Source organism: Dyadobacter tibetensis Y620-1 (assembly GCF_000566685.1).
Lineage (GTDB): Bacteria > Bacteroidota > Bacteroidia > Cytophagales > Spirosomataceae > Dyadobacter > Dyadobacter tibetensis.
Genome location: NZ_AZQN01000001.1, coordinates 648,087 through 673,698, shown reverse-complemented (window position 1 = coordinate 673,698; position 25,612 = coordinate 648,087). Strand labels below are relative to the sequence as shown.

General features: G+C 42.5%; 24 protein-coding genes. 13 read left to right on the top strand and 11 right to left on the bottom strand.

Annotated features, from left to right (window positions below):
* Nucleotides 1–257: 257 nt before the first annotated feature.
* Both X939_RS0102860 and X939_RS0102855 read right to left on the bottom strand, forming a co-directional pair.
* Nucleotides 258–2,732, bottom strand: a complete 2,475-nt coding sequence (locus tag X939_RS0102860) for a TonB-dependent receptor (protein ID WP_025761767.1) — start codon at nt 2,730–2,732, stop codon at nt 258–260.
* A gap of 121 nt (nt 2,733–2,853) precedes the next feature.
* Nucleotides 2,854–3,669 (bottom strand): AraC family transcriptional regulator, encoded by an 816-nt coding sequence (locus tag X939_RS0102855; protein WP_025761766.1) that lies wholly within the window; start codon nt 3,667–3,669, stop codon nt 2,854–2,856.
* A 132-nt stretch (nt 3,670–3,801) separates the two neighbouring features.
* On the opposite strand from X939_RS0102855, the gene X939_RS22005 reads away from it, so the two are divergent.
* Together X939_RS22005 and X939_RS0102845 are read left to right on the top strand one after the other, a co-directional pair.
* The gene (locus tag X939_RS22005; RefSeq protein WP_052353394.1) at nt 3,802–4,071 is read left to right on the top strand and encodes a GNAT family N-acetyltransferase; all 270 of its coding nucleotides are present in this window, start codon (nt 3,802–3,804) and stop codon (nt 4,069–4,071) included.
* 163 nt (nt 4,072–4,234) lie between these two features.
* Nucleotides 4,235–6,067, top strand: a complete 1,833-nt coding sequence (locus tag X939_RS0102845) for a hypothetical protein (RefSeq protein WP_025761765.1) — start codon at nt 4,235–4,237, stop codon at nt 6,065–6,067.
* A gap of 279 nt (nt 6,068–6,346) precedes the next feature.
* Here X939_RS0102845 and X939_RS0102840 read toward each other — a convergent pair whose 3' ends face one another.
* Together X939_RS0102840 and X939_RS0102835 are read right to left on the bottom strand one after the other, a co-directional pair.
* Nucleotides 6,347–6,853 (bottom strand): cupin domain-containing protein, encoded by a 507-nt coding sequence (locus X939_RS0102840; protein WP_025761764.1) that lies wholly within the window; start codon nt 6,851–6,853, stop codon nt 6,347–6,349.
* A 19-nt stretch (nt 6,854–6,872) separates the two neighbouring features.
* Nucleotides 6,873–7,778: a helix-turn-helix domain-containing protein gene (locus X939_RS0102835; RefSeq protein WP_025761763.1), complete on the bottom strand. Its 906-nt coding sequence runs from the start codon at nt 7,776–7,778 to the stop codon at nt 6,873–6,875.
* A 159-nt stretch (nt 7,779–7,937) separates the two neighbouring features.
* On the opposite strand from X939_RS0102835, the gene X939_RS0102830 reads away from it, so the two are divergent.
* From X939_RS0102830 to X939_RS0102805, 5 genes are all read left to right on the top strand, one after another.
* Nucleotides 7,938–8,423, top strand: coding sequence for a nuclear transport factor 2 family protein (locus tag X939_RS0102830; RefSeq protein WP_131694670.1), 486 nt, complete (start codon nt 7,938–7,940; stop codon nt 8,421–8,423).
* 559 nt (nt 8,424–8,982) lie between these two features.
* On the top strand, nt 8,983–9,462 hold the full coding sequence (locus X939_RS0102820; protein ID WP_044198239.1) for a (2Fe-2S)-binding protein: 480 nt from the start codon (nt 8,983–8,985) through the stop codon (nt 9,460–9,462).
* Between the two features lie 92 nt (nt 9,463–9,554).
* Nucleotides 9,555–9,788, top strand: coding sequence for a hypothetical protein (locus X939_RS0102815; RefSeq protein WP_198034352.1), 234 nt, complete (start codon nt 9,555–9,557; stop codon nt 9,786–9,788).
* A gap of 362 nt (nt 9,789–10,150) precedes the next feature.
* Nucleotides 10,151–12,331: a xanthine dehydrogenase family protein molybdopterin-binding subunit gene (locus X939_RS0102810; RefSeq protein ID WP_374754293.1), complete on the top strand. Its 2,181-nt coding sequence runs from the start codon at nt 10,151–10,153 to the stop codon at nt 12,329–12,331.
* Nucleotides 12,332–12,428: 97 nt separating this feature from the next.
* Nucleotides 12,429–12,731 (top strand): hypothetical protein, encoded by a 303-nt coding sequence (locus tag X939_RS0102805; protein ID WP_131694671.1) that lies wholly within the window; start codon nt 12,429–12,431, stop codon nt 12,729–12,731.
* 44 nt (nt 12,732–12,775) lie between these two features.
* Here X939_RS0102805 and X939_RS0102800 read toward each other — a convergent pair whose 3' ends face one another.
* Complete coding sequence (locus tag X939_RS0102800; RefSeq protein ID WP_025761757.1) at nt 12,776–14,032, bottom strand: Hsp70 family protein; 1,257 nt, start codon at nt 14,030–14,032, stop codon at nt 12,776–12,778.
* Nucleotides 14,033–14,257: 225 nt separating this feature from the next.
* Here X939_RS0102800 and X939_RS0102795 point away from each other — a divergent pair, with 225 nt between their 5' ends.
* Entirely contained in the window at nt 14,258–14,689 is a 432-nt protein-coding gene (locus X939_RS0102795; protein WP_025761756.1) for a hypothetical protein, read from the top strand.
* A gap of 54 nt (nt 14,690–14,743) precedes the next feature.
* On the opposite strand, the gene X939_RS0102790 is transcribed toward X939_RS0102795, so the two are convergent.
* Nucleotides 14,744–15,778, bottom strand: a complete 1,035-nt coding sequence (locus X939_RS0102790) for a lactonase family protein (RefSeq protein ID WP_044198236.1) — start codon at nt 15,776–15,778, stop codon at nt 14,744–14,746.
* Nucleotides 15,779–15,872: 94 nt separating this feature from the next.
* On the bottom strand, nt 15,873–16,628 hold the full coding sequence (locus X939_RS0102785) for a carbohydrate-binding family 9-like protein (protein ID WP_229235958.1): 756 nt from the start codon (nt 16,626–16,628) through the stop codon (nt 15,873–15,875).
* Between the two features lie 290 nt (nt 16,629–16,918).
* Between X939_RS0102785 and X939_RS0102780 the strand changes: the two genes are divergently transcribed.
* The 3 genes from X939_RS0102780 (at nt 16,919) to X939_RS0102770 (ending at nt 20,118) form a co-directional block, all read left to right on the top strand.
* Complete coding sequence (locus tag X939_RS0102780) at nt 16,919–18,454, top strand: MFS transporter (protein ID WP_025761753.1); 1,536 nt, start codon at nt 16,919–16,921, stop codon at nt 18,452–18,454.
* 51 nt (nt 18,455–18,505) lie between these two features.
* Complete coding sequence (locus X939_RS22000) at nt 18,506–18,739, top strand: DUF6814 family protein (RefSeq protein ID WP_044198381.1); 234 nt, start codon at nt 18,506–18,508, stop codon at nt 18,737–18,739.
* Nucleotides 18,740–18,927: 188 nt separating this feature from the next.
* Nucleotides 18,928–20,118: a thiolase family protein gene (locus X939_RS0102770; protein WP_025761752.1), complete on the top strand. Its 1,191-nt coding sequence runs from the start codon at nt 18,928–18,930 to the stop codon at nt 20,116–20,118.
* Nucleotides 20,119–20,162: 44 nt separating this feature from the next.
* Here the strand turns inward: X939_RS0102770 and X939_RS0102765 are convergent, their stop codons facing one another.
* Complete coding sequence (locus X939_RS0102765; protein WP_229235979.1) at nt 20,163–20,582, bottom strand: GtrA family protein; 420 nt, start codon at nt 20,580–20,582, stop codon at nt 20,163–20,165.
* Between the two features lie 536 nt (nt 20,583–21,118).
* Here X939_RS0102765 and X939_RS0102760 point away from each other — a divergent pair.
* Nucleotides 21,119–21,637, top strand: a complete 519-nt coding sequence (locus X939_RS0102760) for a hypothetical protein (protein WP_025761750.1) — start codon at nt 21,119–21,121, stop codon at nt 21,635–21,637.
* Between the two features lie 11 nt (nt 21,638–21,648).
* Nucleotides 21,649–22,299: a hypothetical protein gene (locus tag X939_RS21995; protein WP_025761749.1), complete on the top strand. Its 651-nt coding sequence runs from the start codon at nt 21,649–21,651 to the stop codon at nt 22,297–22,299.
* Nucleotides 22,300–22,383: 84 nt separating this feature from the next.
* Here X939_RS21995 and X939_RS0102750 read toward each other — a convergent pair whose 3' ends face one another.
* The 3 genes from X939_RS0102750 to X939_RS21985 form a co-directional block, all read right to left on the bottom strand.
* The gene (locus X939_RS0102750; protein ID WP_025761748.1) at nt 22,384–23,391 is read right to left on the bottom strand and encodes an SMP-30/gluconolactonase/LRE family protein; all 1,008 of its coding nucleotides are present in this window, start codon (nt 23,389–23,391) and stop codon (nt 22,384–22,386) included.
* A 101-nt stretch (nt 23,392–23,492) separates the two neighbouring features.
* Nucleotides 23,493–24,986: an alpha-amylase family glycosyl hydrolase gene (locus tag X939_RS21990; RefSeq protein ID WP_044198232.1), complete on the bottom strand. Its 1,494-nt coding sequence runs from the start codon at nt 24,984–24,986 to the stop codon at nt 23,493–23,495.
* 6 nt (nt 24,987–24,992) lie between these two features.
* Complete coding sequence (locus X939_RS21985; RefSeq protein WP_229235956.1) at nt 24,993–25,574, bottom strand: Maf family protein; 582 nt, start codon at nt 25,572–25,574, stop codon at nt 24,993–24,995.
* Nucleotides 25,575–25,612: the final 38 nt, after the last annotated feature.

Genomic DNA, 25,612 nt, shown 5'->3' with positions numbered 1-25,612 from the left:
AAAAAGATTTTGCATAGATCTGGCATTTAACGTGATAGTGCTGTGTGACAGGCTAATATTTGTAATATAAATATGTCATTAACCTAGTCTTTATCGTATAGGTGGCAGGTAATTAACTACAGAACCCACCCGTAAAGATGGTACTTTACGGATGGGTTTTCAAGGGATTAGACCAATTTATTATATCGACTTAGTAAATGGACAGATTTCTATGGCCTTATACCAGATTTCAGCGTAAGATGAATATATATGAATTCTTAAAACTCTCTTTCGCCAAACTCACTACTAGGTAAGTTGACTTTTTTGCCTAGATTGTTTAGGTTAAAGCTGAGGTTTAACAAAAAGATATCGGTTTCCTGAATATAATTGGTAGTAGTATAAAAGTTAGAGCCCCAGGTGCTGATCCGCTGTTGATTGGTTCGCAGTAAACCTAGGTCCATATTCTGCCATTGCAGATTGGCAGACAAACGGCCAGCCAGAAATGATTTTCGAACGGACAGGTTGGGAAGTATAAATCGCGAGTCTTCTCCTTGAGCCGTAATCCTCTTGGATAAGTAATTTATTCCCCATTGTACACTCCAGGATGCAGCCGGTTGAAAAGTGGTATTGGCATTGATGCTGTACACCCAGCTACTGGTATTCACGAGCACTTGATTGTCGAATAACGAACCTTTAATAGTGTAGTGATACAAATTACCACCAGCATATATCTGCCAATTTTTAGATAATTTAGTTGAACTTCCGAGTTCTAATCCCCACTTGGTGGCCTTGCCGGCATTGGTATATATTCTATTCAAAATAGTATCGTTATAAACCTGATTGACTCTGTTTACAACCTCATTGATACCTTGATAATATAAGGTGGCAAATACATTTCCTTGTTTAAAGTTCCTTACGGTACCGAATTCAACTAAATCGATCATTTCCGGACGGATGTCAGGATCTCCTTGTTCTAAAGTTTCAGAATGTTCTCGCTCCGGATAGGGATTAAGCTCATTATTGGTCGATCGTTGTATGCGTTTATTGTAGGAAGCTTTAAGGGCCAGATTTTCATTAAGGCTGTATTGCAAGCTTATGGAAGGGAATAGGTTGCTCAGATTTAGGTATCGGGTTTCTATTCCCTGGGCCGTAAATTCACGTTTGGCATACTCATAACGGAGTCCTCCCATATATTCAAATTTATTTATTTTGGCACTGTATTGGCCATAAACGGCATGGATATCGTTGGTTACCCTTGTGGTGCTACTGAATTCAGGAATGATCGCAAAGCTACCATCGGACAGGTTCTGTTGTAGGTATTGAAAGTCTCCTTTTTGGAGCTGATTGCGGTATTGATAACCCGTTTCAAACTTCCCCCTGCCTATCTGAATTTGATAATCTGCTTTCAGGCGATAAGCTGATAGGGGATTGTTACTAGGATTGAGGGTATACTGCAATAATGCATTCCGTTCTGGTTCAGCTAAATTTTTATTGCTAGTGAGTCCCTCCAAATCAGCATATTCATAAAGACCAGAGATGGTTATACTGGACTGAGAATCGAACTGGTGGCGATAGTCAAGGTTGCCTAGGGTGATTCGAGAAGATTTATCTGCTATGTTCGAGTTAAAATAGCGAATCTTTCCAATGACTTCTCCAGTAGCAAGCTCCGTCTTGGTGTTGTCATAAACAATATCCGCGCGACGGGCCTGAGATCTAAAGCCGTGATACAGACCTGCCGAGATGGAATTTTTCGAATTGGGAGTATAACTAACCAAGCCTCTGGCCGTATATGATTTTTTAATAAAACTTCTTTCACCTATCGATGGAAAGCTGGTAAAAACCCCGTTCAGAGTGGTGTTTACATCTCCATCTCGCCGACCAGTAAGGTCACTTCTTAGATAATTGGCACTAGCATTTACATCCCATTTTTTATTTCTAAAATTTATAGTCACATCGGCTCCATAGCGCTGGGGAGCATTTAAGTTATCAAAGGTCTTGACAGACGGAAATCCACCTTGTAAGTTGGCTGACAAGGAAAGATTGTCCGCCGTAGCTTGCTTAGTGGTAATATTAATGATACCCGCCTTCCCATCCGGATCATTACTCGCTGAAGGAGAGGTGATGATTTCAATATTTTCGATCGTGTTTGCAGGTAACTGACTTAAGATGCCAGAGGCATCCGACTGTACGGGGCGTCCATTAATGAGGACCAAAAAACCCGTAGACCCTCTCAAGGAGAGGTCGCCTTCGGCATTTACGCTCACGGAAGGCGTGTTCTTGATTATATCAAGGGCTGTCCCCCCCTGACTACCCTGGAATCGGTCGGCCTGGTAAACCTGGCGATCTATTTTGTTGGTAATCAGCTGTTTTTCTCCTTTAATATTTACAGCATCCAGTCCAATACTGGTTGGCCTGATTTCGTAATTTGCAAGCTTAATTATAGGCTGACCTCCTGCCACATGGATAGGCAGGGAGCGGAAGAGTTGATATCCCACGTACTGCACCTCAATATAGTAGGAGCCCTTGCCTACCTTCTCCATAATATACCGCCCTAGGGTATCGGTTAAGATACCATTTATCAAAGAGGAATCAGCACCATTATACAATGCGACAGAAGCAAAAGAAAGAGGGGCCTGGGAAGTTTTATCTACTACCGTTCCGGTCAGGGTAGCTCTGCTTTGGGCTATAAGCTTACTGGAACCAATCGTAAAATATAGAAGGGAAAGGCAATAGAATAAAATTTTGTTTTTCATGGTATTATAAGGTTTTAAGAATATGCAACCGCCCCGGGTGAATATTAGTCCGGGATAGCCATGCAAAAGTAAGAAGCCCGTAAATTCAAATCTGGTCTATATGGCCTCTAAACTGGTATATTTAGGAAATTCCCTTCCGGTACAGTCCGGGCAGTACTCCCGTTTGCTTCCTGAAAAATTTGTTAAAATGAGAGGGATCCGTAAAACCTAATTCATAGGCAATCTCGGCTAAATTATCATCCGAATAAAGTAAGCGTCTTTTAGCTTCCATTACGACTTTTTCGGAAATCACGTCACTGGTCGTTTTACCCAGAAATTTTCTACAGGCATTGTTGAGAGTTTTTGCGGTTACATTCAAATGGTCGGAAAAGGCTTGCACTTCTCTGAAATTTGCGTATTGCTCATTGAGCAGGCTAAAGAAGGATTGAATTAGCGCAGATGGAACTAAGCCAGACGGAGAAGGGTCGAGCCTTTTCAATTTGTTGAACAAAAGTAAAACATAGGCCTGGATCACGTCCAGATAGTGAGAATTTTGTAATCTGTTCTCTTCTTCGATCTGTAATAAAAGATATTGGAATTCCGCGAAGGCATTACTCAAGTCATAGCCATTTTGTAGTGGTTGAGGGAACTTTTGAAATAACCAATCATAAAGTTTGGTGTCTAACAAAAAGTCTTTCTGAAACATCATCACAAATCCCTTTGGAATCTCCTGTAGCTCCCAGCTATGAATCTGGCCGGGTAATACAAAAAATAAACTATGGGGCTTTACCTCGAAGGTATGAAAATCAATATGATGCTTTCCTGCCCCTTCGGTGAGGTATATCATCTCCAGATAATCCTTATGCCCGTGAGGTTGGGTGGTTTTTATTACCTCCTTCATTCGTTTGATTCGAAATATCTCGGTGGGTTGTAATTTATTTTTTAAGGTAATCTGCATGATATATGGTAAAAAAATCGTTAATTAATGTCAGTAATTTTTAAAGTTCTATAAGGACAAGGACGAGCTCTATTTAATCATGTAGCCTTCATTTTATTTTCTATTATGGAAGAAACGTCGGTAATACTGTAATTGACAGATCAGGGTCGGGGAACATTTTGGTTGAAAAATGGTTCAGAGCGCATAGGTGAAATGAAAGTTCTCGTTCAAAGGGTAACACTTACCGCCTACCACACGGAAGTTTATGAAGGCTATGCCGGACAGGGCTTGGCTGGTAAATTGCTAGATGCCATGCTGGAATATGTACGGGATAAAGGGTTGAAAGTTAAGCCGCTTTGTCCATATGTCCACCGGGTCTTCCAAAAGAATCCCGAGAAGTATGCAGATGTATGGTCTGGGTAATTTGCTTGAAAGCAGGAAGCAAGGCAGCACAAATATCGGTAATGTTTATTTCCGACCATGATAAAGATCACTTCTTACTATAGTTCATTGTCAATAAATGGTAAGCTAAAGGCTGATAATTTTGAAAATCAAAAATAGTATTTTCTAAATATATCGCCTTCTCATGCATCAATTTCATATTCCCGTACTAGGTCTGGGATACTCCGTAGATACGCCAATCAAAGTAGCTCATTTAGGTATTTCCTCTGTTATCTCCATCGTTGATGACATCATGATCGAACGAATGCGGAGATATCATTGTCTTCGGTTTGGGGAGTCCTATCACGAAATAAAGGACAATGCCCCGCACTTTCGGAGTAAGCGCATAACGGCTTACCTAGACCTGGTAGGCCGAATCGTTGCTCAAAAAGTCAATAATTTAAAGTCTCAATCCTTTATGCCCGGAACAGAACTTACCAGATATTTTAGACTGTTACCCGATGAGAGTCTGCTGAAACAAGAATATTCTGCTATGTTGCAGATGGGGGCCAGCACGCAACGTTTACAATTAGAACAGGAATTGAAAGCTAAAATTTTACCGGGTTCTATCGACGTGAATATCATGTCAAAAGTGGACAAGCTTAACGTAAATGCTGAAGGAGAGATCTTAGATGAGCGGTTCTCGGACGCATCAGCAGCTCTACAGGGGTTTGCTCAAAGCTCATTACAATCCTCCTTGATACTTTCTGCCGGAATGAACCCTCGTTTGTATGGATTTCTGGAAACCTTTTCCGATTTTCTGCCAGACGAGAAAGGTCTTTTGAGAAAAAAGGTGATACTTAAAGTTAGCGATTACCGCTCGGCGCTTATCCAGGCGAAATACCTGGCTAAAAGAGGAATTTGGATATCGGAATTCAGAATTGAGTCTGGACTCAATTGTGGCGGGCATGCCTTCGCCACAGAAGGGAGCTTACTGGGTCCTATATTGCAAGAATTTAAAGAAAAACGTATCAGCCTGAAGGAGGAATTATTAAGCCTTTTTAAGACAGCTCTCGGCCAATCCTATCAAAACAGAGCCCTCGATCCTGTTCAGAAGATTACAGTACAAGGGGGGATTGGCACCGCATGTGAAACCAAATTTCTTATGGATTATTACTCCCTGGATGGCACGGGATGGGGTAGTCCTTTTTTATTGGTTCCTGAAGCTACCAATGTCGATAGCAAAACCCTACAGGCACTCGAATCAGCCCAGCCTACAGATTACTATGTAAGCGACTCGTCGCCGTTAGGGGTCCTGTTTAATAACTTTAAAAGTAGTAGCGCTGAAAAGCTTCGTTTGGAACGTATTGCCAGGGGTAGGCCGGGAAGTCCCTGCAAGAAGAAATATCTGGTGTCTAATTCAGATTTCACGGCAAAACCAATATGTACGGCTTCCAGAGAATATCAGCATTTGAAAATTAAAGAATTGACAGGCGCCAACTTGCCCGAGCAGGACTTAAAATACCATATTGAGAAAGTTACCGAGAAGCTTTGTTTATGCGAAGGGCTTAGTACGGCAGCTTTGATCAAAAATGAACTCTTAACACAAAACGAAGACGATTCTGTTGCCATTTGCCCGGGACCCAATCTGGCCTGGTTTGACAGGTCCTATAGTTTGGAAGAAATGGTCGATCATATTTACGGTCGTGGGGATGTACTGGCTGGAATAAACCGACCCAATTTATTTCTAAACGAATTAAAACTTTATGTAGAATACCTGCGCAAGGAGGTAGGTAAGTTGGAGCGGTTGCCACAAGCCAAAAAGGAAAAAGCTCTGTTGAAATTCAAGGAGCAATTACTTAATGGTATCTCATATTATTATGATCTGATACCACGACTCGAGGGAGCCGGAATGGGTCAAGCCACTCAGATCAGAAAGCAGCTAGAAGATTTTGCAGGTCAGGTTCATCCATTGTTGCTTCCTGAGCCTCAGCAACCTAAATTGAGTGCCAGAATGGAAGAATTTCTCCAGGGCTAACGTTTATATAATACCATTTATTTTTAATCCAATGCTCCTATTACACTTTTACGGTCTCAACCAGGCATAGATTTGGCCAAGGTCTTATTAATTATCCCTTGGTCTGCCGATACAAGAAATCATATCTTATCTGAACAATAGCCAAATAGGCAGGATACATGGTCAGGGATCTAATGAAGGCGGGTCTTCTGTCAGCCTGGACAGTGCTGATATGAAGGCAGGTAGGAGGGTTGGTGAGGAGTAAACGAGCTTATGGCAGGGCTTTGGTTCTCGACCATTTCATCTAACATATCCTTTTGGGTTAGAATATTCGGCACTGGTTACGGGCTGTAGCCATTTCACCCTTCCGTTGGCATGATTTGGAGTCACCGCTAATTGAACAAAGTGGGTATCCGGGGATGCACCATGCCAATGAGGTGTGTCGGGCGGACATTTTACTGCATCTCCCTTTCTAAGAATCTGAATGGGTTTGCCTTTTTCCTGGTAAAAGCCTACGCCATCGATGGCGATAATGCCCTGACCACCTCCATGGGAATGCCAGAATGATCTGGCTCCTGGTTCGAAGGTAACAGAAGATACCGGGATGTTGAAAATACTATCGGCAGGGATCAATGGATGCACCCAGGCAGTTCCTGTAAAGTTGCTGGCTGGGACTAACTCTCCTTTAGGAAAAATTGCTGTACTACCTTGTGGCTCAACATTTTTTGCCTGGGCATTGACATAGATATGGGTGAGCGTCAGCAGAATAGATATCTGCAAACGAACCAGTCCTTTATATCGTTTCATTTTCGAGGGGTTACTTACATTAATTAAGGTTATTTAGGATCCTGTATTCATTCGGAGTCTGACCGATCCGTTGTTTGAACAGGCGGCTGAAATGTTGAGGATATTTAAAGCCTAGCTCAAAAGCAATCTCGTTAACGGTTTTGTTGCTATTAAATATCCTTTCCTTAGCGGCCTCAATTATCTCCATCTGAATGTATTCCTGGGCAGTTTGGCCAGTTTCTTTCTTGACCAAATCCCCAAAATACTTGGCTGATAAGTTGAGTTCATTAGCACAATAAGAAACAGAAGGTAGCCCGAAGGTTTGAGGTTTGTCCGAGCCGAAATAACTTCTCAAAAGGTTTTCAAACTTAGCAAGGACACCTTTGTGGATGGTGTCGCGGGTGATAAACTGTCTGTCATAAAAGCGTGTGCAATAGTCCATAAACAGTCCAAGATTAGCGACGATAAGTTTTTTACTGTGTTTATCAATCGCGTGTTGGAGCTCAAACCTGATTTTACCAAAACAATCCATCACAATTTGCCGTTCGCGCTGGGATAGGTGAAGTGCCTCATTGACCTGGTATCCAAAAAAAGAAAATTCATTCATCTTCCCATTCAGCGAAGTACCAAGAAGCAGATCGGGATGAAAAACGAGTGCATGTCCTTTAGGTTGATAAAGCTCCCCGTCATTTTCGACTGTGAATACCTGTCCGGGCGACATAAATACAAGGGTGCCTTCTTGATAATCATAGTACTCCTTTCCGTAACGAAGGTCACCACAATCGACCTCCTTAAGAAAAATGCCATAGCAGCCCATGTATTGGCTAGTCTTCTTTCTTGGCCTTGCCGTGGACAAATCAATCACCGTTATAAGCGGATACAATGTTTCCTGCTGGTTGAATACATTGTATTGATTTACCGTATCGAAACGAATGATTTCTTCCATAGTCTGAGAATGTTAGATGTTCAAAGTTACCTATTCCATTACTTACTGAAAAATCGGTAATGATAAAACAGGAATATTGGTAGATAAAACAGGAATTCATCTACTTCAGATGTCAATACAAAGACGGAACTTTGTATTATCAACTTTTTATACATTCTCATGCAATCTCAAACTTTTTTCAAATCTATTCTGACAACGACTTTTGTGAGTCTATGTCTTGTATTAACAGTTTTCCAATCCTCACTTGCTCAGGATGCTGCCAGCAATGAGCAGCAAATCATTACTCTTTCAAAAAAGAAATGGCAATGGATGGCCGACAAGAATGTTGATGAGCTGGGCAAGCTCTTTGACGACAAAGCAAAATTTGTCCATATGAGCGGAACCTGGAAAAAGGACGAAGAGCTGGAAATTATCAAAACTGGAAGTATCTGGTACAAAAAGGCAGACGTTCATGATGTTGCTGTCGAGTTTATGGGTAATACGGCCATAATTTGGAGTCGGATTACGCTCTCAGCAATGGTACGGGGGAATGAAGTCAATACCGAGTTTACGGTCACCGAGGTCTATACAATCCAGGGAGGTGATTGGAAACTACTCGCACTTACATTCAGTAGTGTACGAGATACGCATGTCATCAAACATTAATCCTATTTACAGTAAAGTGAAACTTATCGTAAGTAAAATCATAACAAAAATCCTGCTCTGTCTGATTACTGGTGCAGTTCTGATATTTGCCTCTCAGGGAGCCTCTGCGCAGTATGAATCTAGTGCCGAGTAGAAAATTATTGCACTTTCCATAACGAAACGGCGATGGATGGCCGACTAAAATGTAGACTCTGATGCTGCTCTCAAGATATCAAGCAATATTGATGATGGAAAAGCCAAGACCATAATGACCTAGTATCGGAAAAGATGTCTTTAATATTTTAGAACACCAAGTCATCCCATCTGCATAGTAACTGACTGCTAAAGCGCTCGGCAATGCATCAAATTTAAAAACAGAAAGCTGTTTATTATAGAATGCAATACATCAGTCCAGACCTATTGGTAGCAGAGCATGAAGGTCAGGCTGGAGAGAGACCCGCTGATTTCCAGAAGAAATGTTTTTTTGTTATATTAGGATTAACGTAGTTTCCTGGTAAAGCTGCTCGTTTGTTGAAAAGATAAAAGCCTTATCTCACCATTAATTTAAACAATACCGACTATGGCCAAAATCACCTTAAATATCAATAAAAAGGATTACCCTTTGGAAGTGGATCCTCAAATGCCGCTTTTGTGGGCAATTCGCGATCTGGTCGGTCTAAAAGGGACCAAGTATGGTTGCGGCGTTGCACAATGTGGCGCTTGTGTATTGCATTTGGATGGTGAGGCAGTGCGCTCATGTGTCACTAAGGTAAGCCGGGCCTTGGGTAAAAAGGTAGTAACGATAGAAGGTTTGTCCGCAACAAATTCACATCCGGTTCAGAAAGCCTGGCAGGAAATTGACGTTCCCCAGTGCGGATACTGCCATTCGGGGCAAATCATGTCTGCTGCGGTGCTCTTGCGCGAAAAACCCCATCCGACCGACCAAGACATTGATAATGCGATGGCCGGCAACATTTGCCGCTGCGGCACTTACTTGCGCATTCGTGAAGCCATTCACATGGCAGCCTCATTGCAGAAAAAAACGGGTCTTGAGGATTAATTACATCCATCATTTAACTTTCTTATAAAATTAACATCGCTGGTCTACATATGCCACCTGGAAACCCCGAGTGGCATCTACCGCCTGCAGACATGAAAATGGTTTTTCAGGGGAAAAGCCCCCATGAACTGGCCAAACAACTGGTGGACAAAAAGCAAAACGGAAATAAGGATATCAAAAAGCTCATCGAGCATGCCGATGACGGGCTGGAACTCGCAGGCTGGAATCCTGGAGAAGGACGTACCTTACCTCCCGTAACGCATGAAGAATTTAAAAAAGCCTGGATTACCTGGTTGAAAAGCGGTGCTTATGCCCCAAAGAAGTAGAATTTTCTATTCGGCATCATCAACGAAAAAAAATAGCCTAAAGGAAGACAGGTAATAATGGTCAAGTGGAATTGAAGTGTCAGCACCTGGCTTTAGATGTATGAAGACGGTCCTCGGCTAAGGTCTGGCGTTAGATCTAAACGAGGTCTATGAACTTACCAGGACTGCATTTGAGGTTATATTACCCTTCTTCACACTGCTGAAGCCTATAGACCATTTAACAAGGAAGTACTGCCGGGAGTAGCACTGGAACCCGTCCTACTTAGTTAACCATTTAAATATACGCGAACATGGACAAAGATCGAACATACTTGAACAGACGCTCGTTTCTAAAAGCTTCCATCTTATCTGGAGGAGGAATGATGCTTACCGTAAGCTGGTTATCCAGTTTTAGATCTGCTGATAAAACCGAAATTTTGGGTATGGTCGATCAGTGGTCGAGTCTGAATGGCTATATTCATATTCTGCCCGATAACAAGGTGAAGCTCATTTGTCCTAATCCTGAATTTGGCCAAAATGTTATGACTTCTCTTCCCATGATGCTGGCAGAAGAGTTGGACGTGGACTGGAAAAATGTTACGGTCGAAATGGGGCCGCACGATCCAATCAAACTGGGGGCTCAATTTACGGGTGGAAGCAATTCCGTACGTATGTACTGGAGACCACTTCGCGAGGCCGGGGCGGCCGCCAGGCAAATGCTACGTGAAGCCGCTGCAGAAAGCTGGAATGTACCGGTCAGTGAAGTACGAACCAAGGCAGGAATGCTAACTCATGCGAGTGGTAAATCGGCCAGTTATGGGGACATGGCCAGCAGTGCAGCCCGTGTGCCTCTACCGAAAGATCTTAAACTAAAAGCGCCGCAGGACTTTTCAATAATTAGTAAGTCTAAAAAGAATGTAGAAATAGAGAAGATCACGTCCGGTAAGCCGATTTTTGGATTAGATTACAGTGTTGATGGCATGCTGATCGCCATGATACAGCATCCTCCTGCCTTTGGAATGAAGCTGAAATCTTTTGATTCCTCAGAAACTTTAAAAATGCCTGGTATTAAAGATGTTTTTACCCTGAAATTATATGGTGACGATTTTGAGCAAGGGGGTTTTGATACGCGCACATTCAACGATCTGCTGGTTGTCGTTGGAAATTCCACCTGGGAAGTGATAAATGCACGAAAGAAATTGGTCGCCAATTGGGAAACAGCTGGTGACGTGAGAGAAACTGTGGTAGGCAGGGCTGGAAAAAGGGAAGTTACCGTTCCGGGAGCCTTAGAAAGTACGTCTACACAGATGCAGCAAATGAAGGAATATGCAAGGAAACCCGCCCAAGAACTGAGACGGGATGGAGACCCCGAAGCAGCATTTAAGAATGCAGCCCAAGTGATTGAGCGGACATTTAATGCGCCTTTTCTTGCACATAATTGTATGGAACCGATGAATTTTTTTGCTCATGTGACAAGTGAAAAAGCACTGGTAGCAGGTCCATTACAAGCTCCAGGTTGGTCAGAACCTACACTTGCAAAGCTATTGAACCTGCCAGCCGATAAGATTGAGATACAGATGACGCGTATGGGTGGAGGCTTTGGGCGTAGGGCATATGGCCATTATTTATATGAAGCTGCGCTGATTTCTAAGAAAGTCAGTGCGCCGGTTAAGCTGATGTATACGAGGGAGGACGATATGACTTACGGTATTTACCGCCCGATGTATACTGCGACTTACAGGGCTGCATTGGACGCAAATAAGAAACTAATAGCATTTCATGTAAAAGGCGGAGGTATCCCTGAGCATCCGGTACATGCTAACCGCTTCCCCGCTGGGGCGGTTGATAATTATCTGGCAGAAGGTTGGCAAATACCTTCTAATATAACCATCGGCGCTTTCCGTGCTCCTCGATCCAATTTCAATGCCGCTGCCGAGCAATCGTTTTTGGATGAAGTCGCCGAAGCCGCCGGCAAAGATCCGATCGCATTCAGGTTAGAACTCTTGAAAAGAGCCAAAGAAAAACCCGTTGGACAAAACAACGAGTATGATGCAGATCGTTATGCCGGCGTGCTGGAGCTAGTCCGTGATAAGTCTGATTGGAAAAAGCCGGATAATGAAAAGTATAACCGTGGTGTAGCCGCTTATTTCTGTCACAATTCCTATGCGGCGCATGTTGTGGATATGGTTATGCGCGACGGTCAGCCATATGTGGAGCGCGTTTTCAGCGCAATGGATTGTGGTATAGTAATCAATCCCGACGCAGCTACCAACATGGTACAAGGCGCAGTTGTTGATGGGATCGGCAATGCACTTTATGGTCGGTTAACCCATAAAGAAGGGGCGGCTCAGCAGAGTAATTTTCATAATTACCGGATGATTCGAATGAACGAGGTTCCTAAACGTATTCAAGTCCATTTTGTCCAAAACGATCTGGATCCAACTGGATTAGGTGAGCCTCCATTTCCACCAGTTTTTGGGGCAGTGGCCAACGCCCTGTATAGGTTGAAAGGTAAACGCTTTTATAATCAGCCCTTCAGGGACGAACTGGAATCGGCTATTTAGATTAACCAAAAGCTGTTCTGATGGATTCTCTGGCATACTTAACTTGGAACTACTAATTTTTTCTTGTATATATGGAGTCCAAATACCACGAAAACTCATGAGAACTATAATTTTAGGTGCGGGCTTAATGTTTACTATCTTGGCTATGCATGTAGAGGTGGAGACTGCCGCTTCTGCAAATATGTCAGTTATTCTGAGAGACCGCGTGTCCATCCGTACGGATCAGCTTCCAGAGCCAGTAAAAAACGCTTTAAATTCGGTTATTTCCGAAGGTTGGGAAATAGAAGAGGCATTTTTGGTAACCCGGGACGACCAGTCGAAGTTTTATGAACTTAAACTCAAAAAAGACGAAGAGCGTAATACTTTACAACTTGACAAAGAAGGCCAACCAATCCATTAAAATAAGTGACCCTGGTCAATATTTACTTTTGACCAGGGTCGATCTTAAGCGAATTTATTCCGGCTATCGTAGGCCAATCCAAGACCTACGCTGGAAAGTTTGTTTTCTCCTGAAACTTCTGCCTTAGGAAAAAGGCTGTGAAATACCTGTTGAACTTTAGGCACCTCCGTGGTGCCGCCGGTAAGAATTACCAATTCAATAGCATCGGGTGTAATGCCGGCAGCTTCGACACAAGCAAGTGCAGTCTGGCTTATTTTGCTGACCCTACCACTTATGGCTTCCTCGAATTGAGACCGCGCCACAGAAGATGTCAAACCTTCCTCCAAAAACCTGAATGAGGTATCATAAGTTTCGGAATGTGTTAGTGCGATCTTTGTTTCTTCTGTTGCGGCCAATAAAGAATGCCCCGTTTCTTCCTCCAGAACCTGCAATAGTCGTTTGTATTTGACCTTATCGTGGGCTTCAAATAGTAATTGTTTTACCTGAAACAGAATACGGGTAGTATAAAGCATGTTAACTTTACTCCATTCCGATAGGTCGTGGTAGTGGTATAAGGGCACCTCAAGATTTTTTTCTCCATAAGTGCTTCTGTAGCCTAGTATTGGCATGATGGCCGCCAAGCTGAGGTCTTTATCCAGATCATTACCTCCTACGCGTACACCTGTATTCGCTAAAATATCCTGAGCACGATCGGCTTTGTTCTGGTAATTTTTAGAAAGCCTTATGACTGTAAAGTCAGAAGTACCCCCTCCAAGATCGACAACCAGTGCTAATTTTTCCGTTGTAATGTGCTGCTCATGTGCAAATGCGGCGGCAATGGGCTCAAACTGGAAACTTACCTGTTCAAAACCCAGTTGGCGGGCAATGGCTGCGAGCTCAGCTTCAGCTCTTTTATCTGCCTCTGGGTTATTGTCCGTAAAATGTACGGGACGTCCCATAGTAACGGCTGTAATTGCTTGACCAGCCTGAAGTTCTGCCCGATCCTTTAATTTTTGGAGAAAAGCAGCAATGATTTGGTCAAATTTCATCACTTCTCCATTTACCATCGTGCCCTGCCGCATTACAGGAGTGCCCAGCACGCGTTTTAAGCTGCGCATCAAACGGCCCGGGCGCTTATCGAGGAACAGTTCCATAGCCTCTCTTCCGTAGAAGGCTGTATTATCTTTCCTTAGAAAGAACATAGCACTGGGAATGGTCATGTGCCCGTTTTCGGTTTCAACCAATGCCACTTGGTCGGGGAGGGCTAGGGCTATACTGGAGTTGGAAGTACCAAAATCAATGCCGCAGGAAATACTCTTCATCGTATACTTTTAAAAATGGGGCATCTAAGTTCAGTAATTATGCCTGATTTTCAAAAGAAGTATTTTCATCTCTTACCATAATGCACAAAGATTGCTATAAACCATTCGAAAAGTACCTGAAATATTTCCGGTTTGACTAATTTCTGTCAAAATTTCAGTTATGAGTTACAACCATTTTCATAGTTGATGAATCTTATGGAAAGGTAACTATTAAACCTTAACGTCATGAAAAAAATAATATTAATTGCATCTATGTGTATCACGCTTTTCGCATGCGATAAGCAGGAAAAGGAAGCCATTCCTGAAACAATGATTGAAAAGCAAGCCGTTGTAGCGCTTCGGAAGACAGTCGTTTCTACTCATAATACCGCTCTAAAAGTGGAGTTATTATCAGTAAATGATAGTCGTTGTCCTATGAATGCCAACTGTATTATTGCCGGTTCTGCCATGTTGAAATTTGCGATTTCCGACGGTACAGCTTCTACGGAAGTCAGCTTAGAATTCAGTGGCGTCGAATCTGCGAAGAATGTGGTAGGGTTTAAGCTTAACGGCAAATCTTATAAGCTTTTAGTAACCCAAGTATTGCCTTATCCTGAAACTTCCAAGACTCCCACTCTGGAGGAGTATAAAGTTTCGGTTTCCATTTCTGAGCAGTAGGTTCATTCGAAAGGGTCTGGTTCAAAATGTATGCTTAGCACCAGACCCTTTATGTTAATTCAACTCTAGTATTTTAACGAAAACGGCAGCTGGGATTTGAATTTGTTGGCCGGAATATTTCAGCTCTCCGTTTTTGGGATTTCTTTCAAAAAGTACAATGTTGTCGTCGTCTCTGTTAGCGACTATGGCATAGCCCCCCTTCGAATCGATTAGAAAATTGCGGGGATGGCGGCCCTGCGTGGGCACATGTCCTGATAGCTGGAGCAGTCCGTTGTCAGGATTAATTTCATAAATAACGATGCTTTCATGGCCTCGGTTTGATGCATATAAATACTGCCCATCTTCAGAAATATGGATATCGGCTGCCGAGTTTTCCCCTTTATAATGATCAGGTAGCATACTGATTCGTTGAATAGAAGACAGGTACCCTTGATCTTTATCAATCTCAAATACATTCACGACCGAATTTAGCTCGCCTAGTGAATAGGCATAACGTCCATTGGGGTGAAGGGATAGGTGTCGCGGACCATCTCCTTTGCTGAGGGAAATTACAGATTTTTCACCTAACTGGAGCTTCCCGGTGTTGTTATCCTGACGAAATACAACAATTTGATCGAGGCCCAGATCTGACGCATACACGAATCTTCCATCTGCCGATGGAATTATTGAATGCATATGTGGTTTTTGATGCTCATTTCCCTGATTTTGTATATGATCGGCAAGATTTCCTATCTGCCCGTCATGTTGAAGCTGGTAAACTGCAAGACTTCCATCTCCATAATTGGATACATATAGGAATTGGCCATCGGGAGCGGTACTAACATGACAAGGCCCCTGGCCTTGGGAAGAAACCTCTTGAACTGCAGCCAGCTTTCCGTTTGAAGGATCGATGGAATACGTAGTTAGCGTGTTATTCCCTTCGTTAGCAGAATATAAATATTTTTTATTTGGATGAATGGCAAGGAATGAGGGGCTATTTTCATTCTGCATCACTTGAATTTGTTTTTGAGAATCCAGCTCTCCTTCAAAAGCATAAACATAAATTCCGGCACCTCTATTGGAATAACTGCCGACATATAAGATTTGCATATTATTTGACGATTGGGCCTGTAACGTTTCACAAAATAGAAACGTCACTAACGACCAGATGAATATTAGTTGTTTAAGATGGGATTGCATAAGGTCAGTCAAAAATAAGTGTTCCAAAATTCTTCATATCATGAAAACTCCCTTCTGTGGCTTTCCAGGAATAATATGTTGGTTCGTTATCGTAATCAATTCTGTAAAAATTCCCTTTCCATAGGTCTCCCTTTTTAGGAGCGGACTGAACCATCGGTTGAAGCAAACTATAAGGAATAAAGATTTCGGCCACCCACCCCTGAATGACTTCTCCACTTTTCTGAGACCCGCCCTGAACAGAGGTGGCATGCTGTACACGATTCTTATCGGTATATATCCAAGGACGCCACCCTTGTATCTTCCCATTGATATTAGGGACGATAATTGCAAGTTCATAGTTCAATGGAGAAAGCTCATATTCGAAATATAAGGGCTGTGTTACATCGGGCCAGAGGAATACCTCTACAACATCTTCTTTGTAGAGTAGTCCAAAGTCTTCTGTAATGCTAGCAGATAAAAGACTGTCCGAAGCTTGAAATAGACAGTAAATTCCTTTTTCGGAGTATAAGACCTTAAATTTCGTAGTAAAATTTTTACCAGGTCTAAGTTGCCCCGGTCCTTTCTGAGGCAGAACGGAGTTCCAGGGAATCGATTTCCAGGCGTTCGCCGTTCCTTTACCGTCAACTGTAAAATCGATCGTTTTTTTGATTCTTAAACCTTCTACATTTAATTGTGCCAGAACCACATGGCTCAGGCTCAACAAGCTGAATACACAAATGACTAATATAAATTTACTAGAGGGGCTCTTGGCCATAATCATGAGGGAGGAAATTTGAATAATTGATTTAAAAAATAAATGATAGCCTAATTCTGTCATCCTTGATTACAGGGATTACGACTTAAGTATTTGAAATTAAGTCATTTGTTGGCTGAAATTTGCAATTAGATGTCTTTTGACCAGCAAACGCTGAAAATTAAATATAAGCTATAATAGATATTATATGAGTATTGGGACTTAAAAATGTCCTTTTCTGCCTATGGAGAGCCGGATACCATATGGTAATAATGGTTCTTTAATTTTAAAAATCACCTATCAGCCCTAACATTTTCATGCGTACTGATCAAAAAAATGCGTCCCAGGGAATCACACAAGTGATCGCTGCTTCTTCCTTGGGTACTCTCATCGAATGGTATGACTTTTATATTTTCGGTAGCCTGGCCGTTATCATTGGTCAACAATTATTCCCCTCTGATGCCGGAGCTTCGGCACTTATTAATACCTTAGCAATTTTTGCCGCAGGATTTATTGTCCGACCATTTGGAGCCCTTGTATTCGGCCGATTGGGTGATTTGATAGGTCGGAAGTATACCTTTTTATTAACATTGGTATTAATGGGAGGATCGACATTTCTGATCGGGCTTATTCCTTCCTACGAAAGTATTGGTTATGCTGCCCCTATCTTAGTACTCATTTTACGCCTCGTTCAAGGCCTGGCTTTGGGAGGAGAATATGGAGGGGCGGCCACCTATGTGGCCGAGCATGCCCCTGTCGGACGCCGTGGATTTTTTACGAGTTGGATCCAAACCACTGCCACTTTAGGATTATTTTTATCACTAGGTGTTATTCTACTTACCAAGCAAATCATTGGTGATGATGCTTTTTCGAGCTGGGGATGGCGGGTTCCATTTCTGTTGTCTATCTTACTGGTGGGCGTTTCGATTTATATACGAATGAAAATGCATGAGTCTCCTGTTTTTACCAAGTTGAAAGCTGAGGGAAAAGTTTCGGCTAACCCATTGAAGGAGAGTTTTCAAAAGAAAGCTAATTTCAAAATGGTACTCTTGGCACTGTTTGGGGCCACTATGGGCCAAGGGGTAATTTGGTACACTGGTCAGTTTTATGCCCAGTCGTTCCTGGAAAATACATGTAAGATTGATTTCAATGAGTCACGGTACATCCTGTTATGGGCAATTCTGTTTGCTACTCCATTTTTTGTGATTTTCGGCGCCTGGAGCGATCGTGTAGGACGCAAATGGATTATGCTGACCGGAATGCTATTGGGTGTGTTTTGTTACCGGCCTATCTACCAGTACTTTTTTGATACCACGAACGTAACAGAGCTACAAAAATCTGTATCTGTAGAGACATCCCGGATCCATACGGAGAGGGGCTATGTGTCTGGTACCCGCGATTCTATTACTACAGTTCGGAAATATAAGGAACTGGCCAATGGAATCACTTTTACAGAGGCCACTGTGACCGTATTGCCAGATGATGTATTAGCACCAGTTCCAGAAGTACAAACATTGATCTCAGAAGTTAAATTACCCCAGAAGGAGTATATTATTTTTATTTTGTTGGTATTCTTCCAGGTATTGTTGGTGACAATGGTCTATGGCCCCATTGCAGCATTCCTGGTCGAGCTTTTCCCTACACAAATACGGTATACCTCCATGTCCCTGCCATATCATATAGGCAATGGAGTTTTTGGAGGGCTGGTGCCATTTATTGCAACGCTAATAGCCTCTTTTAATGGGTCTACTCCGCTTTCGGGTTTATGGTACCCCATAGGAATTGCTGCTCTATCCTGTGTGATTGGAGCAGTTTACATCAATAATGATGTACATAAACAGGCAATGGAATGATGGTTATAAAGCCACTTTGGATTCGCGATTTTAATCTTTAAAATGAGTATTATGAACAATATAAAAAAAATGCTAGGTCTGGTTTGGATGCTATTAGGGCCTGCTATCATCATTTTTTTGATTCAGCAAGCCGTAGAGAAAATAGGTCTCTCTCCAGTTGGGATAGAACGTACCAATACAACGTTGCAGTGGGCCATCATCATTCTTATATTCATACCTATTGGCGCTGGTTTGGTTATTTTTGGAAAGTATGCCTGGCAAGGCGAATATGAAAAACTACCATAGGACGCGTAGGAATAAGGTGTCAGATTTGCTTCCTTAGATCTCAAATAGAGAAAAAGGTACGGCTCCTGATTTGAAAATAGTACTGGAATTATTCATATAATTCTTTTGTATGTTAAATAATATTAACTTAAGGGTTTGCGGATTATGGCAAACCGGGTTTTATCTTATTCAACAAACGGGACTTTTTTATGAATCATTTAGAAGACGTGTTCATACTTAGTGCAGCGCGAACACCTATAGGAAGTTTCAATGGCGTATTATCATCACTTAGTGCTCCTGACTTAGGTGCAGAGGCTATTAAAGCTGCTTTAGAAAAATCACAACTGAAGGCAGATGATGTCGATGATGTTATGATGGGAAATGTTATTTCGGCCAATTTGGGTCAGGCTCCGGCACGTCAGGCTGCCCGATTTGCCGGACTCCCAGATTCAGTCAATTGTACTACAATCAATAAGGTTTGTGCCTCCGGAATGAAGGCGATCATGTTAGGAGCACAATCCATCCGCCTGGGCGATTGTTCGGTAGTAGTAGCCGGTGGGATGGAATCTATGTCACAAATACCGTATTACCTACCCAAGGCCCGCATGGGTTACGGATATGGAAATGGAGAAATTGTGGATGGGTTGTTAAAAGACGGCCTAACGGACGTGTATGACCAAATGGGGATGGGTGTTTGTGGTGACCGTACTGCAACAAAGCATCAAATCAGCAGAGAGGATCAGGATGCTTATGCTATTGAGTCCTATCAGCGCAGCGCTGCCGCTACCTCCAGCGGGTTTTTTAGTGATGAGATTACGCCTATCAGTCTTGCTCAAAAAGGGCAGACCATCGTAATTTCTGAGGATGAAGAGTATAAACGAGTTAAATTCGAAAAAATTCCGAATCTGAAACCTGTGTTTTCTAAGGATGGTACCGTTACGGCAGCCAATGCCTCCACCATCAACGATGGTGCTGCAGCGCTGATTCTGGCCTCGGCTAATGTGGTAGCATCCAAAAAACTTTCGCCTCGTGCCAGAATTATCGCCTATGCCGATGCGGAGCAGGAGCCTCAATGGTTTACAACGACTCCCATTTTGGCTACGCGGAAAGTTCTGGATAAGGCCGGCATGAAACTGGAAGAAATCGATTTTTTTGAGGTCAACGAGGCATTTTCTGTGGTGCCCCTTGCCTATATGAAAGCTTTGGGAGTTGATCAGGAACGAGTCAATGTATTTGGAGGAGCAGTTTCCCTGGGGCATCCACTTGGCGCATCTGGAGCTAGAATTGTAACCACTCTATTGTCCGTCTTACAGCATAAAAAAGGCAGGTACGGACTGGCAGCCATTTGTAATGGCGGAGGAGGAGCTTCGGCGATAATTGTGGAATTTATGGGGCAATAAGTGGGGAAGTTCTCCGCGTATAAGGCACGGAGAACTCCTTAATATTACCTTATTAATACCTTCAACCTGTCATAGAATCCGGTACTCTTAAAGGTAAAAGTCTTATGTAGAATATAATTGCTTATAAAACTACAGCCCATACCAAAAATATAACAACCCATTTCGTTGATATTAATCTCCTTTGTAGAGCCGGGGAGGACATACGTGTATACCTGGAGGTAGGAACTGGAGAAGTAGTAGGCTACCCGGGTACCCAAATCAGTCACAAAACCTGAGAATACGGCTACCATTAAAAATTTTACCATTTCCCTCCTGGTTTGATTGGTGCGGCGTGCGTCGAAGGCAAAAAGTTTAGTAAGAGTAAAGCCAACTACAAATGAAAGCATATACGATGGCCAAATAGATTCTTGGAAGGTAAGATGGAACCAATCTTGAATTAAACTACTGCAAACTAGCTGAACCACAGCTCCTGTACCGGCTACAAGGAAATACGCTATTAGGTCTTTGGAGTTAAATATCTTACTTTTTTTAGGTTGGTCCACTAGTATTTAGTTTGGTATAGTGATAGTTTTAGGGTTCAATATTAGGAAGAATTTGCAAAGCCACCAAGGTAAAAAATCAAAATTGAATAAAGAGCACCAGCTGTGTGTCCTCGAGTATCCTATTTCGGGAAAAAGTAGGAAATAGGCCTATTCCAGAGAAAGGGTATTCTGGCGAGTACCCCTTTCATATTTGTCTAATAGAGGGTGCCACTATGTCCCCATTCATTTTCAGAAGGAATAAATGCTCAAACGGCTCTTTCAGGTAAGCCAAAATTTCAATTCTACTTCTACGAGCTATTTTGTCAATATCTCACATGATTTTGTCTCAAATAATCTATCTTTTCGTGGTTCTTTTTCCGCTTTCACGTATATTGGCATAGTTTTGGATATAACCTTAGTAATTCTTCATCAAGTATAGCCGTTATCAGTAACACGGTATACACACTAAATTCTGTTTTATGAAAAAAAAATCCGCATTATTACTGCTGGCAATTATTCTTACCTCTTTGGCGGCACAGGCACAAACACAGAAATGGGCCGTTGGTTTTGAAATTGGAGAACCCAATGCAATCAGTCTTCGCAAATATGGTGATCAGAATGCCCTCGATGTGAGTCTGGGAACCTATACAGGATTATTAAAAAAGGGAAAGGACTATCGTAAGGGAGAGTATGCTAGCATCGGTCTAATGCTCAATGCCACGTATCTGTGGTATGTGCCCATGATGAATCAACGCATGACTGCTTACGGTGGGGTAGGGGCACAACTTAATTCCCGTCGCTATTACCCAGAGCCATCTAACAAAAAAATCTACGAAAAAACCATTTCAACAGGCCCGTCAGGAACCGTGGGAGTAGAGTTTTTCTTTGCTAATCAGCCGACTTCATTCTTTATCGAAGGGGGAGGGTATCTTGAGATACTTCCAAAATTAACTTATTTTAACCCCAACCTCAGCGTCGGTTTACGTCACAATTTTTAATTTATTTACATATGCACACCTATTCTAAAATGATTTTAATGTTCTCACTTTCTGCAGCCACTTTTGGCTGCAAGAGTTTTGAGAAAATGAAGGGAACCTTGGTTAAGTCCGAGGATAAATCAGAAATCTCCGGTACGACCACTCAGTTAGCTAACGAACCAGTTAGTATGGATAGCAGGAACAGCACCTGGATTAGCCCCGATAGCTCAGAAGTAATAACGGATCTTGCTCCTTCGACCAAATCTCCTGCCAGGACATCCGTTCCGTCTGATTCCGTTAGGCACCCACAGAAGTCATATGCCCGGAATTACGATCTTTCAATGGATGGAGAGTCCTCATCAAGCGTTTCGCCTATAGACGGCTCTTTGGCTGCATACAACCAAAAAATGGTAGATCAGTACAAAGAAATGGATCAATTGGCAGAAGTGGTATTATATGAGATTAATGTAATTGATAAGACTTGGAGTCAGTATGCCCAGCAGTATAAGCGGGCTAGTGCCAATGAACGGGATCAATTGTCTCGTGAGCTGAGCAGGCTGGATGACCAAAAACTACTTCTCTACAAGACTTATACGCGAATTTATAAACAGGGGAAAACAGATTGGGAATCTGTCAAACAGGATGTAGAAAAAAACCTTTTATCTGTAAGAGGACTTAAGTGAATTATCTCAGTTCAGATAGCAAAGCCTGCAGATTTCTGTAGGCTTTGCTGTTATGATGGGATCAGGTAGTTAACAGTAGCAGTTTTACCAATTGGCCCCTTTTACCTTCGTTCTTACTCTGCATAAATAGCCATTTACGGTCATATATAAGGTAGCCCCATCGTCTCCCCAGGCACAATTAGAAGTCAGCTCATCCATTTCTATTCTACCCAGGAGTTTACCTTCGGGGTTTAGAATCCAAATCCCTCCCGGACCACTAGCCCAGAGGTTCCCTTTGTAATCAACCTTTAGCCCGTCGGGCAGTCCAGCCTTGCCTCTCTTTAAAGCTTCCGTTGCGTCATAAAATGTTTCCCCTTTTCCGATACTGCCATCTTCTAAAACGGGGTATGACATCCATACCGCATGCTCAGGATCAGACACAGCTACGTATAATGTTTTCTGGTCCGGAGAAAAGGCCAGGCCATTAGGACGAGATAGATCACTTATTTGCAAACTCACCTGCCCCTCTGGGGAACAGCGGTAAACTCCAAAGTGTTCTAGTTCTCTGCTTGGATCATTATGTTTAAGTGCCAAACCGTAGGGTGGGTCAGTGAAATAATAAGATGCATTATTATGCTGTACTACATCGTTTGGACTGTTAAATCTCTTACCTTCATAACCGTCTGCTAAGGTGCGCTTTCCTCCTTTCAGAAGATGCATGGAAGTCAGGCGCCTATCCCCATGCTCGCAGGCGACCAATTCTCCTTTTTGATTCATTATTAGTCCATTACTGCCTGGTTCGTCGCTATACTCACCTCTTCCTGTATATCCGGAAGGAGTAAGGAATACGCTTAAACCCGACTTTTCATTCCATTGATAAATGGTGTTAGCCGGTACATCAGAAAATAGCAAGCTATTATTTTCTTTTATCCATACCGGCCCCTCGGCCCATTTAAAGCCTGATGCCAATACTTCAATTACGGCATCTCTGTCTAGAATCTGATTAAAAGATGGGTGTATACTGAGGATACGGCCCCGGGTCGGATATATCTTTTGTGCCACTACGGAAAAGGAAAAAGTACAAAGAAAGATAAGAACAGATATTTTTTTCATGTTCACCACAGATTAAGTACAAGACCCGAAAGTGAAGTTTAAACTTCCGTGATCTGTTCTCCCAATAAGTGGTTTGCAGGTAGTTTCTACTGCCGTTAAAATCATTCACCAATATTCCTTAATTGTAGCACCAATAGGCTATGGCTTTTCAGCAGTAAACGTTTTCCAATCCAGTCAACCCCCGATCGGAAACTGAAGAGGACGGTAAACTGAAAGGGAACAGTAAAAGGAATTTTACAAGGATGAGATCCTAAATAATGTATTATCAACAACTGCTCTTCTGACGATTGACGTGTAAATGCTAAGACTTGAGGGTGGTCTATTTGGTAAGGAGTGATGTTGGGTTCTTCTACCGAATTTAATGCAGGGTGAGCCAATCTGAGATCAATCAGTTTTTTGTAGTGATTCCAGATCGATCCTGGATCTTTTTGTTGTTCTGCCAATGGTGTAACGTTCCCCATAGTACTAAATATTGGCTCTATCCAATTGGGACGTGCCTTATCTGATGGGTCCGAGCTCCATAAAAATGGTTCTCTAATATGAGGGTCTGGTTTGGTGCCCAGCATACCCAGTTCTTCTCCGTAGTAGAGATAGGGTTGTCCCGGAAGTGTGAGCAATATAGATGCGGCTTGTTTCACTTTTTTTATATCCTGTTTTACAACACTCGCAATTCTTTCCTGATCGTGATTGGTAAGCATTATTGCGTCGATAAACCCCCTATTATGACTAGCATAAAGTCGATGTGCCCTTAAAAGCATCTCTATCAACCCATTATTTTTTTGCGACACAAGTAATTCCTGAATCTTAAAACTCAGATCGAAATTGAATGTGGCATGTAACCCTTGATAATAAGGAGCAACTTCCTCTGAACCTGCCCATATTTCACCTACAGTAAAGGCACCTTGTTTGATCTTTTGGACAGCTTCCTTAAAGAAAGACCAAAAGGTATGATTGTGTTCCTGTTCCCAGGTGGGATAGATATGACGGGCGGCATCGATACGAAACCCATCCACCTCCATTTCAATTAACCAGAATGTCATGATACGAACAAACTCATTTCTTAGAGCTGCAGAGTGGAAGTTCAGGTCGGGCATGCCTGAAAAGAAGAGTCCATAATACATTTCAGGGTCACCGGGGATATCGTGCCAGGGATAAACTTCCTGAGAGTCTTCAGATGCTTGTCTACTTGCAATACCCAATTGATCGATCTCCTCCTGTGTCTTCCACCAATAATAATTGCGATATTCGTTATGGCTTCCTTTGGCTGCTTCAAGAAACCAGGGGTGCGTTGTACTGGTATGATTGATAATCAGATCGAGCAGGACGGCAATCTTTCGCTTATGAGCCTCTTGTATTAATTCCTGAAAATCGGCCAGAGTACCAAACTCAGGGTCAATGGAATAATAATCTGTTACATCATATTTGTGATAGCTCGGTGAGGGATGAACCGGAGTAAGCCAGATAGCCTCTACCCCAAATTCTTGCAGATAGTCGAGCTTGGAAATTATACCTTGCAAATCACCAATTCCATCTCCATTCGAATCGCAAAAGGACCGAACAAAAATCTCGTAACATAGCCTCGGGGTAGTACCCATACAAAATTATATAGTACTATTGAACGATTGAGTCTCTTGAAAGCTGAAAGGTTGTAACGCCTGAAAAAGTTGATGGGTAGGGAGACCCATAATTGTGAAATAAGATCCTTCGATTTTCTCGATAGCTATCAGCCCTATCCATTCCTGAATGCCGTAAGCACCGGCCTTGTCCATAGGCGAGCCATGTGTTAGGTAGAAGTCAATTTCGGAATCGTCAATCTCCCTAAACCAAACGGTGGCTATGTCTTCAAATGTATTTATTTTCTGATCTTCTACCAGACAGAATGCCGTGACTACCTGGTGTTTCTGTCCTGACAGACTCCTAAGAATATTCTTAGCCTCATCCAAACTAACCGGTTTGCCTAATATTGTCTCTCCCCGGACCACAACAGTGTCTGCTGTTATGGCTATACTTTGGGGATACTTACCACGGATGGCTTCGGCCTTTTTTCTGCAAATAAATGCCGCTACCTTTTGAGGTTCCAGATCGAAGGGATATGACTCGTCTGTATCTGTTGGGCAGGATTCAAAATTATAACCCAACTGGCTGAGTAGTTCTTTACGGCGAGGTGAGTTCGATGCTAACACGAGTGGTTTTGTCGTTGAGAACATATATATTCAAGTAG

What these genes read in the sequence shown, in the direction of transcription:
- X939_RS0102820 (WP_044198239.1), top strand. Translation starts at nt 8,983, where the DNA reads ATGGCCAAAATCACCTTAAATATCAATAAAAAGGATTACCCTTTGGAA.
- X939_RS0102845 (WP_025761765.1), top strand. Translation starts at nt 4,235, where the DNA reads ATGCATCAATTTCATATTCCCGTACTAGGTCTGGGATACTCCGTAGAT.
- X939_RS0102830 (WP_131694670.1), top strand. Translation starts at nt 7,938, where the DNA reads ATGCAATCTCAAACTTTTTTCAAATCTATTCTGACAACGACTTTTGTG.
- X939_RS22000 (WP_044198381.1), top strand. Translation starts at nt 18,506, where the DNA reads ATGAACAATATAAAAAAAATGCTAGGTCTGGTTTGGATGCTATTAGGG.
- X939_RS0102805 (WP_131694671.1), top strand. Translation starts at nt 12,429, where the DNA reads ATGAGAACTATAATTTTAGGTGCGGGCTTAATGTTTACTATCTTGGCT.
- X939_RS0102790 (WP_044198236.1), bottom strand. Translation starts at nt 15,778, where the DNA reads ATGCAAATCTTATATGTCGGCAGTTATTCCAATAGAGGTGCCGGAATT.
- X939_RS0102840 (WP_025761764.1), bottom strand. Translation starts at nt 6,853, where the DNA reads ATGAAACGATATAAAGGACTGGTTCGTTTGCAGATATCTATTCTGCTG.
- X939_RS21990 (WP_044198232.1), bottom strand. Translation starts at nt 24,986, where the DNA reads ATGGGTACTACCCCGAGGCTATGTTACGAGATTTTTGTTCGGTCCTTT.
- X939_RS0102810 (WP_374754293.1), top strand. Translation starts at nt 10,151, where the DNA reads ATGCTTACCGTAAGCTGGTTATCCAGTTTTAGATCTGCTGATAAAACC.
- X939_RS0102780 (WP_025761753.1), top strand. Translation starts at nt 16,919, where the DNA reads ATGCGTACTGATCAAAAAAATGCGTCCCAGGGAATCACACAAGTGATC.
- X939_RS0102800 (WP_025761757.1), bottom strand. Translation starts at nt 14,032, where the DNA reads ATGAAGAGTATTTCCTGCGGCATTGATTTTGGTACTTCCAACTCCAGT.
- X939_RS0102835 (WP_025761763.1), bottom strand. Translation starts at nt 7,778, where the DNA reads ATGGAAGAAATCATTCGTTTCGATACGGTAAATCAATACAATGTATTC.
- X939_RS0102795 (WP_025761756.1), top strand. Translation starts at nt 14,258, where the DNA reads ATGAAAAAAATAATATTAATTGCATCTATGTGTATCACGCTTTTCGCA.
- X939_RS0102750 (WP_025761748.1), bottom strand. Translation starts at nt 23,391, where the DNA reads ATGAAAAAAATATCTGTTCTTATCTTTCTTTGTACTTTTTCCTTTTCC.
- X939_RS0102860 (WP_025761767.1), bottom strand. Translation starts at nt 2,732, where the DNA reads ATGAAAAACAAAATTTTATTCTATTGCCTTTCCCTTCTATATTTTACG.
- X939_RS0102770 (WP_025761752.1), top strand. Translation starts at nt 18,928, where the DNA reads ATGAATCATTTAGAAGACGTGTTCATACTTAGTGCAGCGCGAACACCT.
- X939_RS0102815 (WP_198034352.1), top strand. Translation starts at nt 9,555, where the DNA reads ATGAAAATGGTTTTTCAGGGGAAAAGCCCCCATGAACTGGCCAAACAA.
- X939_RS0102855 (WP_025761766.1), bottom strand. Translation starts at nt 3,669, where the DNA reads ATGCAGATTACCTTAAAAAATAAATTACAACCCACCGAGATATTTCGA.
- X939_RS21995 (WP_025761749.1), top strand. Translation starts at nt 21,649, where the DNA reads ATGCACACCTATTCTAAAATGATTTTAATGTTCTCACTTTCTGCAGCC.
- X939_RS0102785 (WP_229235958.1), bottom strand. Translation starts at nt 16,628, where the DNA reads ATGATTATGGCCAAGAGCCCCTCTAGTAAATTTATATTAGTCATTTGT.
- X939_RS0102760 (WP_025761750.1), top strand. Translation starts at nt 21,119, where the DNA reads ATGAAAAAAAAATCCGCATTATTACTGCTGGCAATTATTCTTACCTCT.